The organism is Streptomyces sp. NPDC050610, assembly GCF_040654875.1.
Lineage (GTDB): Bacteria > Actinomycetota > Actinomycetes > Streptomycetales > Streptomycetaceae > Streptomyces.
The window spans coordinates 76,945-92,414 of record NZ_JBFAIV010000025.1 but is presented as its reverse complement, the minus strand read 5'-3'; the positions used below and the strand labels follow the sequence as shown (position 1 = coordinate 92,414).

At 71.8% G+C, this 15,470-nt stretch carries 12 protein-coding genes; 5 read left to right on the top strand and 7 right to left on the bottom strand.

Going from position 1 to position 15,470, the window contains the following annotated elements; translation table 11 throughout:
- Positions 1–85 precede the first annotated feature (85 nt).
- Complete coding sequence (locus AB0I22_RS27545) at positions 86–991, top strand: Gfo/Idh/MocA family oxidoreductase (RefSeq protein WP_363133609.1); 906 nt, start codon at positions 86–88, stop codon at positions 989–991.
- Here AB0I22_RS27545 and lnt read toward each other — a convergent pair.
- On the bottom strand, positions 963–2,501 hold the full coding sequence (gene lnt, locus AB0I22_RS27540; protein WP_363133608.1) for an apolipoprotein N-acyltransferase: 1,539 nt from the start codon (positions 2,499–2,501) through the stop codon (positions 963–965). The genes AB0I22_RS27545 and lnt overlap by 29 nt on opposite strands.
- 114 nt (positions 2,502–2,615) lie before the next feature.
- On the opposite strand from lnt, the gene AB0I22_RS27535 reads away from it, so the two are divergent.
- The 3 genes from AB0I22_RS27535 to AB0I22_RS27525 all read left to right on the top strand — a co-directional run bounded on the left by AB0I22_RS27535 (position 2,616) and on the right by AB0I22_RS27525 (position 5,586).
- Entirely contained in the window at positions 2,616–2,840 is a 225-nt protein-coding gene (locus AB0I22_RS27535; RefSeq protein WP_363133607.1) for a DUF6126 family protein, read from the top strand.
- A 450-nt stretch (positions 2,841–3,290) separates the two neighbouring features.
- On the top strand, positions 3,291–4,202 hold the full coding sequence (locus AB0I22_RS27530) for a methyltransferase domain-containing protein (protein ID WP_363133606.1): 912 nt from the start codon (positions 3,291–3,293) through the stop codon (positions 4,200–4,202).
- Positions 4,203–4,383: 181 nt separating this feature from the next.
- Positions 4,384–5,586, top strand: a complete 1,203-nt coding sequence (locus AB0I22_RS27525; RefSeq protein WP_363133605.1) for a hypothetical protein — start codon at positions 4,384–4,386, stop codon at positions 5,584–5,586.
- On the opposite strand, the gene AB0I22_RS27520 is transcribed toward AB0I22_RS27525, so the two are convergent.
- Genes AB0I22_RS27520 through AB0I22_RS27500 form a run of 5 tightly spaced genes read right to left on the bottom strand, consistent with a single transcriptional unit; the run spans position 5,490 to position 9,788 of the window.
- Entirely contained in the window at positions 5,490–6,932 is a 1,443-nt protein-coding gene (locus tag AB0I22_RS27520) for a cytochrome P450 (protein ID WP_363133604.1), read from the bottom strand. The two genes, AB0I22_RS27525 and AB0I22_RS27520, sit on opposite strands and share 97 nt — an antisense overlap.
- Entirely contained in the window at positions 6,929–7,552 is a 624-nt protein-coding gene (locus AB0I22_RS27515) for an ATP/GTP-binding protein (protein ID WP_363133603.1), read from the bottom strand. Before AB0I22_RS27515 ends, AB0I22_RS27520 begins: the two co-directional genes overlap by 4 nt.
- A complete protein-coding gene (locus AB0I22_RS27510) occupies positions 7,533–7,895 on the bottom strand; it encodes a DUF742 domain-containing protein (RefSeq protein WP_363133602.1) in 363 nt (120 codons plus the stop codon). Before AB0I22_RS27510 ends, AB0I22_RS27515 begins: the two co-directional genes overlap by 20 nt.
- Positions 7,892–8,299 (bottom strand): roadblock/LC7 domain-containing protein, encoded by a 408-nt coding sequence (locus AB0I22_RS27505; RefSeq protein ID WP_363133601.1) that lies wholly within the window; start codon positions 8,297–8,299, stop codon positions 7,892–7,894. The genes AB0I22_RS27510 and AB0I22_RS27505 overlap by 4 nt, the downstream gene beginning before the upstream one ends.
- A 4-nt stretch (positions 8,300–8,303) precedes the next feature.
- Entirely contained in the window at positions 8,304–9,788 is a 1,485-nt protein-coding gene (locus tag AB0I22_RS27500; protein WP_363133600.1) for an ATP-binding protein, read from the bottom strand.
- A gap of 406 nt (positions 9,789–10,194) precedes the next feature.
- On the opposite strand from AB0I22_RS27500, the gene AB0I22_RS27495 reads away from it, so the two are divergent.
- Positions 10,195–12,879: an AAA family ATPase gene (locus AB0I22_RS27495; RefSeq protein WP_363133599.1), complete on the top strand. Its 2,685-nt coding sequence runs from the start codon at positions 10,195–10,197 to the stop codon at positions 12,877–12,879.
- A 158-nt stretch (positions 12,880–13,037) separates the two neighbouring features.
- On the opposite strand, the gene AB0I22_RS27490 is transcribed toward AB0I22_RS27495, so the two are convergent.
- The gene (locus AB0I22_RS27490) at positions 13,038–15,407 is read right to left on the bottom strand and encodes a phosphoketolase family protein (RefSeq protein WP_363133598.1); all 2,370 of its coding nucleotides are present in this window, start codon (positions 15,405–15,407) and stop codon (positions 13,038–13,040) included.
- Between the last annotated feature and the right edge of the window lie 63 nt (positions 15,408–15,470).

Genomic DNA, 15,470 nt, shown 5'->3' with positions numbered 1-15,470 from the left:
CGCCGGAGTACCGGACCGGCGGCCGCCCGGACGCCCGTATGCTGCCGGGGCAAAGATCGGACAGAACGCGCACCAGGGAGCACTAGTGAAGGTCGGCTGCATCGGGCTCGGCGACATCGCGCAGAAGGCATACCTGCCGGTACTCACCTCCCAGCCGGGGGTGGAACCGCACCTGCAGACCCGGACCCCGGCCACCCTCCACCGCGTCGCCGAGACCTACCGCGTCCCCGCCGCGCACTGCCACACCGACCTCGACTCGCTGCTCTCCGCGGGGCTGGACGCGGCCTTCGTGCACGCCCCGACCGCCGCCCACCCGGAGATCGTCACCCGTCTCCTGGAGGCCGGGGTGCCGACCTACGTCGACAAGCCCCTCGCGTACGACCTGGCCACCAGCGAGCGGCTCGTCCGCCTCGCCGCGCGCCGCCGCGTCGGCCTCACCGTCGGCTTCAACCGCCGCTACGCGCCCGGCTACTCCCAGTGCGCGGAGCACCCGCGCGAACTGATCCTGATGCAGAAGAACCGCGTCGGCCTCGCCGAGGCGCCGCGCACCCTCGTCTTCGACGACTTCATCCACGTCGTCGACACCCTCCGCTTCCTCGCCCCCGGCCCCGTCGAGCACATCGACGTACGGGCCCGGATCCGCGACGGCCTCATGCACCACGTCGTGCTCCAGCTCTCCGGCGACGGCTTCACCGCGATCGGCACCATGAACCGGCTCAGCGGCTCGACCGAGGAGATCCTCGACGTCTCCGGGCAGGACGCCAGGCGCCAGGTGTTCAACATCGCCGACGTCGTCGACCACGAGGGCACGCTCGGCGTGCGCCGGCGCGGCGACTGGGTGCCGGTCGCCCGCCAGCGCGGCATCGAGCAGGCCGCCCTGGCCTTCCTCGACGCGGTACGGACCGGGGAGCCCTGGGACGCGGAGGACGCCCTGCGCACGCACGAGCTGTGCGAACGCATCGTCAACCTCGCGCTCGACCAGGCTTCCTGAAGGCCCGTACGCCGTCGGCCGCGCAGAACACCGCCAGCGCGGCCAGCGCCCCGTACACCGTCCAGTCGCCGGCCCGTACGTACACGCTGGTGCCGCGCGCCAGCGGCACGTCGTAGACGGCCGCCGCGCTGCGGGAGGTCGACAGCCGGCTGCCGACCGCTTCGCCGCGCGGCCCGGCCACCGCGCTGACCCCCGTCAGCGTCGCGTGCACCATCGGCCGCCAGGTCTCGGCGGCCCGCAGCGCGGCCAGCGAAGCGTGCTGCGCGGGGGCCCAACTGTGCTGAAAGGTCGAGGTCGACGACTGCGTGATGAGCAACTGCGCCCCCGCGCGCACCAGATGGCGACTCATGTCGGGGAAGGCCGACTCGAAGCAGACCAACGGACCCGCGCGGAGGCCGTCCGCGCTCCCGATCCGTATCACCACCGGGCGCTCGCCGCGCCTGCGGTCCTCGCCCGCCGCCTTGCCCACGGAGGTGGCCCAGCCCAGCACCGACCGCGCCGGAACGTACTCGCCGAACGGCACCAGCCGCATCTTGTCGTAGCGGTCACCGGTCGGCCCGTCCGGCCCGACCAGCACCGAACTCTTGTAGATCCCCGGCTTGTCCGCGCGCCGGGCGTCGACGTTGACCAGCAGCTGCGCGCCCACCCTCCGGGACAGCGCGGCGAGCCGCGCCCGCAGATCCGGCCGCTTCCCCAGGTCTTGGCCGATGCTGCTCTCGCCCCATACCACCAGGTCGACGCCGCGCCCCGCCAGCCGCCGGGTCAGCGCCTCCTCGCGGTCGAAGCGGCGCTGCCCGTCCGCGCCCCCGGAGACCACCCCCGGCTGGACGACCGCGATACGGACCGTGCCCGCCGGCGTGGGCAGCGGCGCCCACGCCCACACACCGCCGCCCGCCGCCGCGCACACCAGCAGCCCGGCGAGGGCGGTCGTACGGGCCCGGTCCAGCGCGATCAGCGCGGCGAAGCCCGTGTTCACCGCCACGACGAGAAACCCGACCAGCCACACACCGCCGACGGACGCGAGCCGCAGCGCGGGCGTGACCTGCCACTGACTCGCGCCCAGCAGACCCCACGGGCCGCCCAGGTACTGCCAGGAGCGGACGAGTTCGACCATCAGCCACCCGGACGGCACGAGGACCAGCGCCGCCGCCGTCGTGCCCGTACCGGGTGCGCCGCCCAGCAGCCGGCGCACCAGCCAGCCCCACGGCGCCCACAGCAGGCCCAGCAGGGCGGCCAGCACCAGGATGAAGACGTGCAGGCTCGGCAGCAGCCAATGGTGCACGGCCAGCAGGAAGCCGGCGCCGCCGAGCCACCCGTCCAGCGCCGCGCGACGGCCCGTGGGAGCGGACCGGATCAGCAGCAGCCACGGCACGAGGGAGATGTAGGCGAGCCACCACAGGGAGGGGGCCGGAAACGCCAGGGCGGGCAGCGCGCCCGCGAGGATCGCGGCCGCGCTCCGCCACCACGGTGAGGTGAGGCGCCGCCGCCACCCGCCGACCGACCCCGTCATGCCGTGCCTCCCTCGTGCTGGCCGATCACCAGTGTGCGGGAGAGAGACGATCAGGCACAGGGTGCTGCGGGCTCGACACGCAGCGCCGATTCGCGGTCGCCTACGGTGGACGCCGTGATCGACGACGCCCCCGCCCGTGAGTCCGTTCCGAGACCGGCGGAGGCTCCGGCAGCGGCCGAGGTTCCGACAGCGGTCGAGGCTCCGGCGAGCAACGGCGCCGGGACCGAGGAGTACAAGGAGCGCGGGGTCGCGCTCCGCGTCTTCGTCTACGTGGTGGCGGGGCACTTCTTCGCCGCGTTCATCTGGCTGCTGTTCTATCTGGGGGCGCACGCCGAGTAGGTGCGCCGTATGCCTCGGAGCGCGCGCCGCGAACAATGGCTCCCGTCATATGCATATCCACCAGGTTCATGTGCGAGATTCGGCCATTCCGGCTCTGGCTGGATTGAAGCTCGCTGGGTGGAAAAAACCCCGACAACGATGTGCAATATTCAGCGGTTTCGGTCTTGAAGAAAACCGAATATGCCGCATCACGGGCCAAATTGATCCCAAGTGAGCTTGAGTCGCCGTGCTGGAAAGGTGTGCGCTGGCGCACGACGCGGGTTATTCGCGAGACCGCTTGGGCAGGTACCGCGCAAAAGTGGACAGGAACGTTGGCCAAAGGTCACCGGAGAGGCGGCGCGACGGGCATACGTGACCGGATCTGAATCCGGCTACCGGAACATGTCCCACCCCGCGTCGAACCACCCGGATCATCTGTCCACCGGGAGCCGACGTCTCGGAGGGGACTCCATGGACAACAGCATTGTGGCCGAGGCTACCGCTGATCGTGGCACGGTGATCGGCGAGGCAAAGGTGCCCTCGTACTATTCGAGGAAGACCACCGACATTCTCCACAAATACGGCCCGGGTCCCCGCGTGCACTTCCACATGGGGCTCTTCGACACCGGTGCCGCCCCGAATACCACGGTGGCCCAACGCGTCCTCAGGGACCGTCTTCTCGTCTCTCAGGAAACCGCGATCGAGCACGCCGCCCGGACCTGGAACGTGGTCGGCGACCAGCCGGCCGCGCTCCTCGACATCGGCTGCGGCCTCGGCGGTGGCTCCCTCTACTGGGCACAGGAACACGGCTGCGCGGTCACCGCGATGACCGTGGCGGCCCAGCACGTTCCGCTGGTGGCGGAGTTCGCCGAGCAGGCCGGGGTGGGCAAGCTGGTCACCCCGGTCCTCGCGGACGTCCACCACCTGCGGGAGGAGCGGGCGTACGACGCGGCCGTCGCCTTCGAGAGCACCGGCTACATGGACCGGGAGCGGCTCTTCTCGGTCGTGGCCAGGGCGCTCGAACCCGGCGGCTGGTTCGGCATCCAGGAGCACTTCCTCTGCCGCCCGGAGTGGACCCGGTTCATCGACGGCTACTACAAGACCCGGCTGGGCACCCTGGCCGAGTACATAGCCGCCGCGAACGCCTCGGGGTTCGAGCTGGAACAGGACGAGGACGTCACCGACCGCGCGGCGGAGTTCTGGGTGCAGTCCATGGCCTGGACGACGGCCGAACTGGACCTGGCCAAGCGTACGGGCAAGCCGTCGCCGATCGCGGTCGAGCGGCTCACGGAGTCGGCCCTCACCCACGGGAAACTCTTCCGCATCTGGCGCGACCACGCGGTCGAGACCCGGCAGCTTCTCTTCCGTCTCCAGGACCGCTGACCCGCAGGGCCCCTCAGGAGGGCGCTGCCCTCCGGAGGGGCCCTGAATTCCGCCGAGGACGACCGCTCTCACGAAAAACGCCGCCCCCCGGGCTGAACCTGCCCACAGGACCAGCCCTGACCGCAAGACCGACCCTGCCCCCAGTCCCACTCGCCCAGGACCGCTGACAACAGGAGCCGAGATGCCCGTCTGCGCGCCTCTCACCGGCCGGCGACTGCCGCCGTTCTACTGCCCGATCGAATCCGCCGTCCATCCGCAGGCCGACCGGATCGAACGGCGCGCCATCGCCTGGCTGGACGCCAGCGGCATCTTCGCCAACGACGTCGACCGGGCCTGGAACCTCGCCGCCCACGCCACGGAATTCAGCTGCCGGGTGGCCCCGCACGGCGAGGAGGAACCCCTGTTCCTCTTCGCCATCTGGAACCACTGGATGTTCGCCCTCGACGACGTGCGGCTCGACACCGGTTCACCGGCCGCCCGCCACCTCGACATCGTCGACCTCGGCTTCCGCATGACGCGCTGCGTCGAGGCGCCGGGGTCCGGCATGCTCGGCGCGGGCCCGGTGGCCGCCGCCCTCGACGACCTCGTCGCCCGCACCCGGGCGCTGACCACCCCCGTGCAGTTCCAGCGGCTCACCGAGGGCATCCGGGACTTCCTGCTGGGCGTCGCCTGGCAGAACGGCAACAGCGCCCGCGGCATCATGCCGCCCCTCGCCGACTACCTGCCCGGCCGGATCTCGGACGTCGGCGGCCGGTTCGACGCGGCCTTCATCGAGATCGCCAACGGCATCGAGGTGCCGGCCGAGCAGCTGTACTCCGACGCCGTCCGGGCCGCGACCGAGGCCACCGGCCTGATCGTGGCCTGCGACAACGACCTCCTCTCCTACGCCAAGGAGGACAGCCGGCGCGCGGCCGGCCAGCAGCCCGGCCAGAACGTCGTCAACGTCCTCATGCACCACAACCGCTGCACCCTCGACCAGGCGGTCGCCGACGCCCTGACCGTCCGCGACCGCACCATGACCCTCTTCCTGGCCCTGCGCGACCAACTCCTCGGCGACGCGGGACCGGACTTGCGCCGCTATCTCGAAGGGCTGGGCCACTTCATAGCCGGGAACATACGGTGGTCCGACACCGCCCCGCGCTACGCCAGTCCGCGCAACCGCCATGAACTGCCCGTCCCCGGCGCGACCTTGAACGTCACCTGGCGGGACGGCCCCACCGACCCGAGCACCGAGCCTTTGCCCATACCGACCGTGGCCTGGTGGTGGGACCAGCTGCGCGTACCGCGTCAGAGCCCGCGCCACCACTGGACCAGCGCCCGCCACCAGGATTTGAGCAGCAGCGGCGCGCTGGCCGGCGGCTCCGGGGCCGCCGCGGGCGACTGACGGAGCGCCTCGGCCGCCGCGTCCTCCGCCTCGAACGACGCCTCCCAGGCGTCGCCCGGATCGGGCGCGGGAGGCTGCTGGGCCTGCCGGGTGAACCGCACCGGCAGCGCGTCCAGATGGCGGACCATCAGGGACGAGGTCCAGGTCAGCTCCGATTCCTCACAGGAGATGAGGAGATCGGGCAGCCGGGTCAGCAGCGTCTCGATGCCCGTGTCCGCGATGGCCCGGCCGATGTCCTGGCCGGGGCATTCGTGGGTGCCGCCGCTGAACGCCAGATGGGACCGGTTGCCGTGGACCGGAGCCATCGGGTCGGGGCGGATCACGGAGTCCGTGTTCGCCGCCGCGAGGCCGATCACCAGGGCGTCGCCCGCCTTGATCTGCTGGCCCGCGAGCTCGGTGTCCTGTGCCGCCCAGCGGCCGAGGATCGTCGTGAACGGCGGCTCGTCCCACAGCACTTGCTCCACCGCGTCGGGCCACGTCATATGGCCGCCCGCCAGGTGGGCGCGGAAGCGCGGGTCGGTGAGCACCATCTTCAGCGTGTTCGCGATCAGGTTCGCGGTGCTCTCGAACGCCGTGATGAGTACGAGCCGCAGGTGGTGCTCGACCTCCTCGTCGGTGAGTCCCGAGGGGTGTTCGAGCAGCCAGCTCGTGAGGTCGAGACCGGGGCTGCTGTGCTTGCGCGCCACCAGTTTGCTCAGCGTCTCCTGGAGGAACGCGTTGCTGGCGACCGCCGTCTCCGTGCCCTTGACCATGTCACGGGCGGCCTCGACCAGCCGCGGGCCGTAGTCGTCCGGCATGCCGAGCAGCTGCGTCATCACCAGCATCGGCAGCGGTTCCGCGAAGTGGTGCACCAGATCGCCGGCGCCCTCGGTACAGAAGGCGTCGACCAGCTCGTGGGAGAACCGGATGATGTGGCGGCGGATGCCGCGGCGGTCGAAGCGGTCGAGACTGTCGTTGACCGCCCCGCGCCACCGCTCGTGCACCTGCCCGTCGGCGAAGACGCAGATGGGCTGCCAGGCGGAGACGGGTGCCAGCGGGTGTTCCGCGGTGAGCTTGCCTTCGCGCAGGGCGCTCCAGTGCCGCGAGTCGCGGGAGAACCGGGTGGGCGTACGCACCACCTCCAGGTTCTCGCGGTAGCCGAGCACCAGCCAGGCCGGGATGTCGCCGTCCAGCAGTACGGGCGCGACCGGGCCGTGCCGCTCGCGCAGCCGCTCGTACAGCCCCATGGGATCGGTGTCGGCCTCGGGCCCGTACAGCCGCGTGATCCCGGCGCCGCCGCCGTGCGCCGGGCACTGCGGCGGCGCGAGGGGGGGCTGGGCGCGGGTGTGTTCGTCAGGGAAGGTCACTGTCGCTCCGGGGATACGGTCGTCATGGAGTGGAGGTATCGCATGAGCGCCATCAAGGTGTCGCGGCAGGAGCCGCGGTCGCGGGCGTCGCACTCGACCATGGGCACCTCGTCCGGCAGGTCCATGGCGGACCGCAGCTCACGCATCGGGTAGGAGGGCGCTCCGGGGAAGGTGTTGACGGCGACCACGAAGGGCACGCCGCGTTCCTCCAGGCGGCCGACCACGTCGTAACTGACCTCCAGCCGACGGGTGTCGACCAGTACCACGGCGCCCAGAGCGCCCTCGAACAGCCCGTTCCACAGGAACCAGAAGCGCTGCTGGCCGGGTGTGCCGAACAGATAGAGCACCAGCCGCTCGTTGATGCTGATCCGGCCGAAGTCCATCGCCACGGTGGTCTCGGTCTTCTCCTCGACCCCGGCGATGTCGTCCACCCCCACTCCGGCCTGCGTCATCGTCTCCTCGGTGGTCAGCGGGCGGATCTCGCTCACCGAACCGACGAGGGTCGTCTTTCCGACGCCGAAGCCACCGACGATCACCACCTTCACCGCCGTGGCGACCGAGGCGGGGAGGTAGTCCTCGCTCCTGGGGCCGGTGTACGCGTCAGAGATTCTGTAGTCCATGCATCACCGCCTCAAGAAGCTGGATATCGGGCAGCGCGGCGGCCGGTACGGGAGGCCGCGCCTCTACTTGCTCCCGTGCGACCAGCTCGTCCAGCAGTACGAGCAGGGTGCTGACGGGCAGGGTCAGATACGCGGAGACCTCGGCCACCGAGAGGGGGTAGTCGCACATCCGCAGAATCGCGGCCTGCTCGGGCTGTAACCCCGAGTCCGGCACGGAACGGGTCACGATCAGCGTCACCAGGTCGAGGGGGCCCTTGTACTGCACCGGACTGGCGTCGTCGGAGATGGTGAACAGTCGTTCGGGGTTGCCCGGATCCCAGGGGCGGCGTCCCGCCTCGCTCATGTCACCGGTCCGCTGACCCGCGGCGGGCTGGTGAGGTGCTCGCCGATACGGGCCACCAGATCGCGCATCTGCTGCCCCATCAGGCCGGTGTCCACGTCGTCGTCGGCCAGCACCGCGAGATACGCGCCCGGGCCGGCCGCCATCATGTAGAAGAAGCCGCCGCTGACCTCGATCACGACCAGTCTCATCTGCCCGTCACCGTGCGGGAATTCGGTGGCGACGGCCGTCGACAGGCTCTGCAGGCCGGCACAGGCGGCGGCGAGCCGGTCGGCGGCGTCGGTGTCCGGGCCGTGCTGGGCCATGCGCAGGCCGTCGGAGGACAGCACGATCACGTGGCGGGTCTGGGGCACACCTGTCGCCAGGTCCTTGAGCATCCAGTCCATGTTGAACCGCAGCTGCGTCACTTGGCTACTCTTCCTTGTCTGACATTGCGTCGCTGTTCGGCTGTCCCGAATCGGCCGCGGGCGTCAAGCCGTTGAAGCCGCTCATGAAGGAGTCGATCCACAGACCGGGCTCACGGGGCGGCTCGCTCTCGGCGGGCTTGCGCGGTGCGTTCACGGGCGCGCGGGACGAGCGGATGCGCGGGGTGTTGGGCATGCGGCGCCGTCGCTGCGGGAGTCCTTCTCCGTCGTACTCGGCGGCCGGGGGGTCTTCCATGGGCGGCGGCACCTGCGGAGGCGGCGAGCCCGGACGCCTCTTGATCTTGGGGGGCGGGAAGGTGGCGGCCCGGGCCACCTCGCCACCGGGCGCGTGGGTCGGCCGGATGATGTCCTGCGGGGCGACCAGGACGGCCCGGACGCCGCCGTAGGCGGAGGGGCGCAGCGAGATCAGGAAGTCGTGCGTCTTGGAGAGCCGGCTCACCACGGCCAGGCCGAGCCGCGGAGCCTCGCCGAGGTCGTCCAGGTCCAGCCCGCCGTGCATGGAGTTCAGCACCGCTTCGGCACGCCGCCGGGTCTCGTCGGTGAGACCCACGCCGGAGTCCTCGATCTCGATGGCCACGCCCGACTGGACCTGGATCGCGGTGAGGTGCACCCGGGTCTCCGGCGGGGAGTAGCGGGTGGCGTTGTCCAGCAGTTCGGCGACGGCGTGAATGAGCGGCTCCACCAGGGGCCCCTCGATCGCGACATCGGCGACCGAATGCAGGTCGACCCGGCGGTAGTCGAGAATGCGCGACATGGCGCCGCGCAGCACGTTGTACAGCGGGATCTGGTATTTCCACTGACGTCCGGGGCGCGAGCCGCCGAGTACGGCGATACTGTCGGCCAACCGTCCGACCAGCGCGTTTCCGTGGTCGAGATGGAGCAGGTCGCGGAAGAACTCCCGCTGGGCGCCGTGCCGGTCCTCCATCTCCCGGATGTCCGTCGCCTGCTGATGGACGATGGCCTGTACGCGCCGGGCGATGTTCACGAAGGCGCGCTGCGCGGAATCGCGCATGCCCTCCTCGGTGTGGACGGCCTCCACGACGGCGCGCAGCAACTGCCGGTGCGCCTTCGCATACTCCGGTTCCAACTGGACGACCGGGTGGACGTGGCGGAGCACGTCGTCGAGCGGGGTGCCCCGTCGGAGCAGGGTCACCGCGGCGGGCAGCATCTCCCGTGCCAGCCGGAGGATCTCGGCCTCCTGCTGGTCGAGCTGGCCCTGCAGGGCGGCCTCCCGTTCGGCGGACCGCGCGCGCAGCGCGTCGACGAGCCGTCCGCGGCGGACCGCCTCGGCCGCGACCAGCGCGACGGCGAGGGTGGCCATCGTGCCGCACCAGGCCACCGGCGTGCGCGCCTCGGCCGTGACCGCCGCCACGGCGACCACCGCGCAGACCGCGACCACGGCGGGGGGAAGCAGCCATATGAATGCGGAGGTGGGCCGCCTGGCATGAGATGACGAGCCAATACCAACCATCGAGATCCTTGAACTCTTGGAAAGGGAGGTGAAATGGGGTCGGAGCTGCGTATACGAATGGGCGCCGGCGTCTCTTACCTCTAGGAACAGCGGCAGCGCGGCAGTTGGCAGCGGTGTGCTGTGGCCACGGCAACCCACTTCGCGCCATGGAGCGTAGCTTGCCACGCCGGTCGGCGGGACGAAGATGTCATATTCGGAGTGACGCACTGATGAGTGAATTGGAAGGGGCTCATAATGCCCCGCGCTTTCGTGTGCGAATTCTTTTGCGAATTCACGGGACGCGTGTTCGTTCGACTGCGAAGGTCACCCGTGCCGGTGCTCCTGCCCGGAACCCCGCCCGCGCGGCCCCCGGCGCGACTAGGATCGCCGCACCAGGTACGCGGAGAGACCGTCGGGAGACACCGCCATGACGGGGCACCAGCACGAACAGCGGCACTCCGCCGCACTGTTCGAGCGCGAGAAGGAGATCGCCGCTGCCGAGCAGGCGGTGGACAGCTTCTGCGGACGCGCCGCCGAAGGGGACGCGCCCCTCGGCGGCCTGCTGCTGTACAGCGGTGCGGCGGGCCTGGGCAAGACGGCGCTGCTGGCCGAGGTGCGGCGCATCGCCATGGAGCGCGGCCACTGCACCGTACTCGCCGCGCGCGGCAGCGAATCGGTGCGGTCCGTGCCCTTCCACGTCGTGCGGCAACTGCTTCAGCCCGCCATCGCGCCGATGTCGACCGCCGAGCGCAGAGACCTCTTCGGGAGCTGGTACGACATCGCCGGGCCGGCGCTGGGCGTGGCGCCGCCGGGCGAGCGGCAGGCGGACCCGCAGGGCGTGCGCGACGGCATCGACTGGGTCATCACCCGACTCGCGCGCCGCGGCGAACCGCTGGTCCTCGTCATCGACGACGCGCACTGGGCCGACCCCGAATCCTTGGCCTGGCTCACCTCGTTCGCCGTGCGGCTGCCCGAACTCCCGCTCCTCGTCGTCCTCTCCTACCGCCCCGACGAACTGCCCGAGCACGACCCGGCCTTCGCCGACCTCGTCGGCGGGCGCGACGTCCGCCCCGCCGCGCTCCGCGAACTCACCCCGGCCGCCGTGGCCGAGCTCGTGCGCATGGCCCTCGGCGACGGCGCCGACGCCCCGTTCTGCCGCGAGGTCTGGGCCGTCACCGGCGGCAATCCGTACGAGGCCGTGGAGCTGATCGCCAAGGCCCGGGACCGCGCCATCGAGCCGGTCGAGGACTGTGCGGCCCTGCTGCGCGGGCTCGGCGCGGAGGCCCGCGGCAACGGCCTCGTCACCCGGCTGGCCGGGCTCGGCGCGGAGGTCACCCGCTTCGCCTGGGCCGCCGCCGTCCTCGGCACCGAGATCTCGCCCCGGCTCGCCGCCAACCTGGCCGCGGTGTCCCCGGCGACGGCCGCCGAGTGCGCGGACCGGCTGCGCGAGGCACGTATCCTCACCGGCTCCAGCGACCTGGAGTTCGTCCACCCGCTCATCGCCACCGCCATCTACCAGGCCATCCCGGCCGCCACCCGCACCGCCATGCACGGTCAGGCCGCGTGGGCGGTCACTCAGGCGGGCCACGGACCGGCCGCCGCCGCCCGGCACCTGCTGGAGGTCCACCCCGAGGACGATCCGCAGCTGGTGAGGCAACTGCGCGCCGCCGCCCGCGAACACCTCGCCGTCGGCGCCCCGCACGCGGCCCGCCGCTGCCTGGAGCGAGCCCTGGAGGAGCCGCCGCCGGACGAGGAGCGCGCTGCCCTCCTGTACGAATTCGGCTGCTCCGCCCTGCTCACCTCGCCGCACACCACCATCGGCCACCTGCGCGAGGCGCTCGCCCTGCCGGACCTCCCCGAGGAACTGCGCGTCGACGCCACGTACCGGCTCTCCCAGGCGTACGGGCACAACAGCCAGCTCCCCGAGGCGGCCGAGGTGGTGGCCGTCGAGGCCGCCCGTACGCCCACCGGCCCCGGCCTCATGCGCCTCCAGGTCGCGCACTACCTCTGGAGGAGCATGCAGGTCGAAGAGGTGGACAGCGTCAGCCGGGCACAGCGGGTCGCCGACATAGCCGACCGGCTCGACGGCCATGACGACGCCGAGCGGGCCCTGCTCGCGCTGCGCGCCTTCGACGGCATGCTCCGCGGCGAGAACGCGCTGCGCGTCACGGAGGTCAACGACCGTGCTCTCGTGGACGGCAGGCTCGCCCCGGGCATGGGCTGGACCAACACCGAGTGGGGCTTCGAGATCCCCAGCATCATCTGCCTGACCTTCGCCTACACCGACCGGCTCGACCACGCGGAGGAGCTGTCCGAGGAGGCCGTACGCGCCTTCGAGATCTCCGGCTGGAGCGGGGCCCACCTCGCGTTCGCCCACGACCTCGCGGGCCTCGTCCACCGCCGGCGCGGCCGGCTCGAAGTCGCTGAGACGTTTCTCCGCGAGGGCCTCCGGCTGGCCGGCCGCCTCGGGCCCGGCCTGCCCGTCCAGTGGGACGGCACCTGCCTGCTCATCGACACGCTGCTCGCCCGCGGCCATGTGGCCGAGGCCCAGGCCGTCGCGGAGGCCAACTCCTTCCGCGCGCCCTACTCACCGGCCATCGTCATGCCCGACGCCGCCTGCCTCGCCGGACGGCTGCTGCTGGCCCGCGGCCGCCGCGCGGAGGCCGTCGCCGAACTGGAAGCCGCCGGGCGCCAGCTGGCGGAGCGCGGCCGCAACAACACCCTGTGGGCGCCCTGGGCCCTCGACCTCGCGGAAGCGCTGGCCGAGGAGGACCCCGAGCGCGCCCGCGCGCTGTCGACCGAGGCCGTCCAGCAAGCGGCCCGGTTCGGCACCGACACCGCGATGGGCGAGGCGCTGCGCCGGGCCGCGGCGCTCGCCGAGGAGGGCAAGGCCCTGTCCATGCTGGAATGCGCCGTCGGCCATCTGAGCCTCTCTCCGAGCCGCTACGAATACGCCGCGGCCCTGGTGGATCACGGCGCGGCGCTGCGGCTGGACGGCCAGTGCGCCCGGGCCGCCGAACAGCTCGGCCAGGGGCTCGACCTCGCCGAACTCTGCGGGGCGGACGGAGTCGCGAAGAAGGCGCGGGAGGAACTGGCGGCTGTGGGGCTGTGAGGGGACGGGACGGCCGGGGCCCGAGGCCGCCGACCGCCCCGCCGGCCGGAAGACCCCGGCCCCGTACGCCCGTACCCGCACGTGCCGATCGCCGTAGGAGGAGACCGGCCACGGGGTATGGCCGGGCCCCGCCCCTCACCCGCGGTGCGGGAGCGTCCTCAGCCGGACCATCGCCAGTCGGCTACCTCCGGCAGGTCCGTGCCGTGCTCGCGGATCCAGTCGTGGTGCCGGCTCCGTACGTCCGCCATGGCCTGGCGCACCCCGGTGGCCCGTACGGCCAGGCCGGGCACCCGGTCGATGACGTCCATGACGAGCCGGTAGCGGTCCAGGTCGTTGCGGACGACCATGTCGAACGGCGTGGTCGTCGTGCCCATCTCCTTGTAGCCGCGCACATGCAGATTGGCGTGGCCGGGCCGCCGGTAGGCGAGGCGGTGGATCAGCCAGGGATAGCCGTGGTACGCGAAGATCACCGGCCGGTCCGGGGTGAAGAGGGCGTCGAAGTCGCGGTCGGTCATGCCGTGCGGATGATCCTCCCGCGGCATCAGCCGGGTCATGTCGACGACGTTGACGACGCGCACGGCCAGCTCGGGCAGGTGCTCGCGGAGCAGGCCGGCCGCGGCCAGCGTCTCCTGCGTCGGGACGTCGCCGGCGCAGGCGAGGACGACCTCGGGCCCCTCACCTGGGCGTTCGGTACCCGCCCACTCCCACACGCCCGCGCCGCGCGCGCAGTGCGCCCGGGCCTGCTCCAGGTCGAGCCAGTCGAACGTCGGCTGCTTCCCGGCGACCACGACGTTGACGGTGTCCCGCGTGCGCAGCACGTGATCGGCCACGCACAGCAGGGTGTTGGCGTCCGGCGGCAGATACGCGCGTACCGCGTGCGGGCTCTTGTTGAGGATGTGGTCGATGAAGCCCGGGTCCTGATGGGAGAAGCCGTTGTGGTCCTGACGCCAGACGTGCGAGGTCAGCAGGTAGTTGAAGCCCGGCACCGGGGCCCGCCAGGGGACCGCGCGGGCGCTGTCGATCCACTTCACGTGCTGGGCGGCCATGGAGGCGACGATGTGCGCGAACGCCTCGTACGAGGAGAACAGCCCGTGCCGGCCGGTGAGCACGTACCCCTCCAGCCACCCCTGGCACAGGTGCTCCGAGAGCACCTCCATCACCCGGCCGTGCGGCCCCAGATGCTCGTCCGTCGCGAGCGTCTCGGCCTGCCACGCCTTGTCCGTCACCGCGTACAGGTCCTGCAGCCGGTTGGAGGCGGTCTCGTCCGCGCCCATCACCCGGAAGTCCCGCCGGAGGGCGGTGTCGGCCATCACCTGGCGCAGCAGCCCGCCGAGCACCTTCGTCGGCTCGTGCGACTGGTCGCCGGGCTTGTCGAGCCGTACGGCGAAGTCCTTGAGGTCGGGCAGCGGCAGGTCCCGTACGAGCCGGCCGCCGTTGGCGTGCGGATTGGCGCCGAGCCTGCGGTCGCCCGAGGGCACGCAGGCCAGCACCTCCGGGCGCGGGCGGCCGTCGGGGTCGAACAGCTCGTCCGGCGCGTACCCGCGCAGCCAGCTCTCCAACTGCCGCCGGTGATCGGCGTTCTCCCGCACGCCGCCCAGCGGCACCTGATGCGCCCGCCAGGTGTTCTCGACGGGCTGCCCGTCCACTTCCGCCGGCCCGGTCCAGCCCTTCGGGGTGCGCAGCACGATCATGGGCCAGCGGGGCCGCCGCGTCTCGCCGTCCACCCGGGCCGCCCGCTGGTGTGCGGCGATACGGTCGAGTGCGAGGTCCATCGCGGCGGCCATGTCCTGGTGGACACGGGCCGGGTCGTCGCCTTCGACGTGCAGCGGCTCATGGCCGTAGCCGCGCAGCAGGGAGTCGAGCTCGTCCCGGGGCAGCCGCGCCAGCACGGTGGGGTTGGCGATCTTGTAGCCGTTGAGGTGCAGGATCGGCAGGACCGCGCCGTCGTGGACTGGGTCGAGGAACTTGTTCGCGTGCCAGGAAGCGGCGAGCGGCCCCGTCTCGGCCTCGCCGTCGCCGATCACACAGGCGGCCAGCAGCTGAGGGTTGTCGAGCGCCGCGCCATAGGCGTGCGCGAGGGAGTAGCCCAGCTCACCGCCCTCGTGGAAGGACCCGGGAACCTCGGGCGACGCATGGCTCGGCACCCCGCCGGGGAAGGAGAACTGCCGGAAGAGCCGGGTCATCCCGGCCTCGTCCCGGCCGAGATCCGGCTGCACATCGCCGTACGAACCGTCCAGCCAGGCCCCCGCCAGCACAGCGGGCCCGCCGTGTCCGGGCCCCCACACGCAGACCGCGTCGAGGTCGCGGGCCGTGATCACCCGGTTGAGGTGGGTGTAGACGAGGTTGAGGCCGGGGCAGGTGCCCCAGTGCCCCAGCAGCCGGGGCTTGATGTGCTCGGGCCGCAGCTCCTCGCGGAGCAGGGGGTTCCCGGTGAGATACAGCTGGCAGGCGGCCAGGTAGTTGAGGGCGCGCCAGTGTGCCAGCAGGTGGTCGAGTTCGTCCGCGTCGAGCGGCGTACGCGTCTCCATGAGCAGCCCTTCGTCGGGTACGGGCGACTATGGCCCGCCTCCCCGCAGCGCGCCCGGACATGC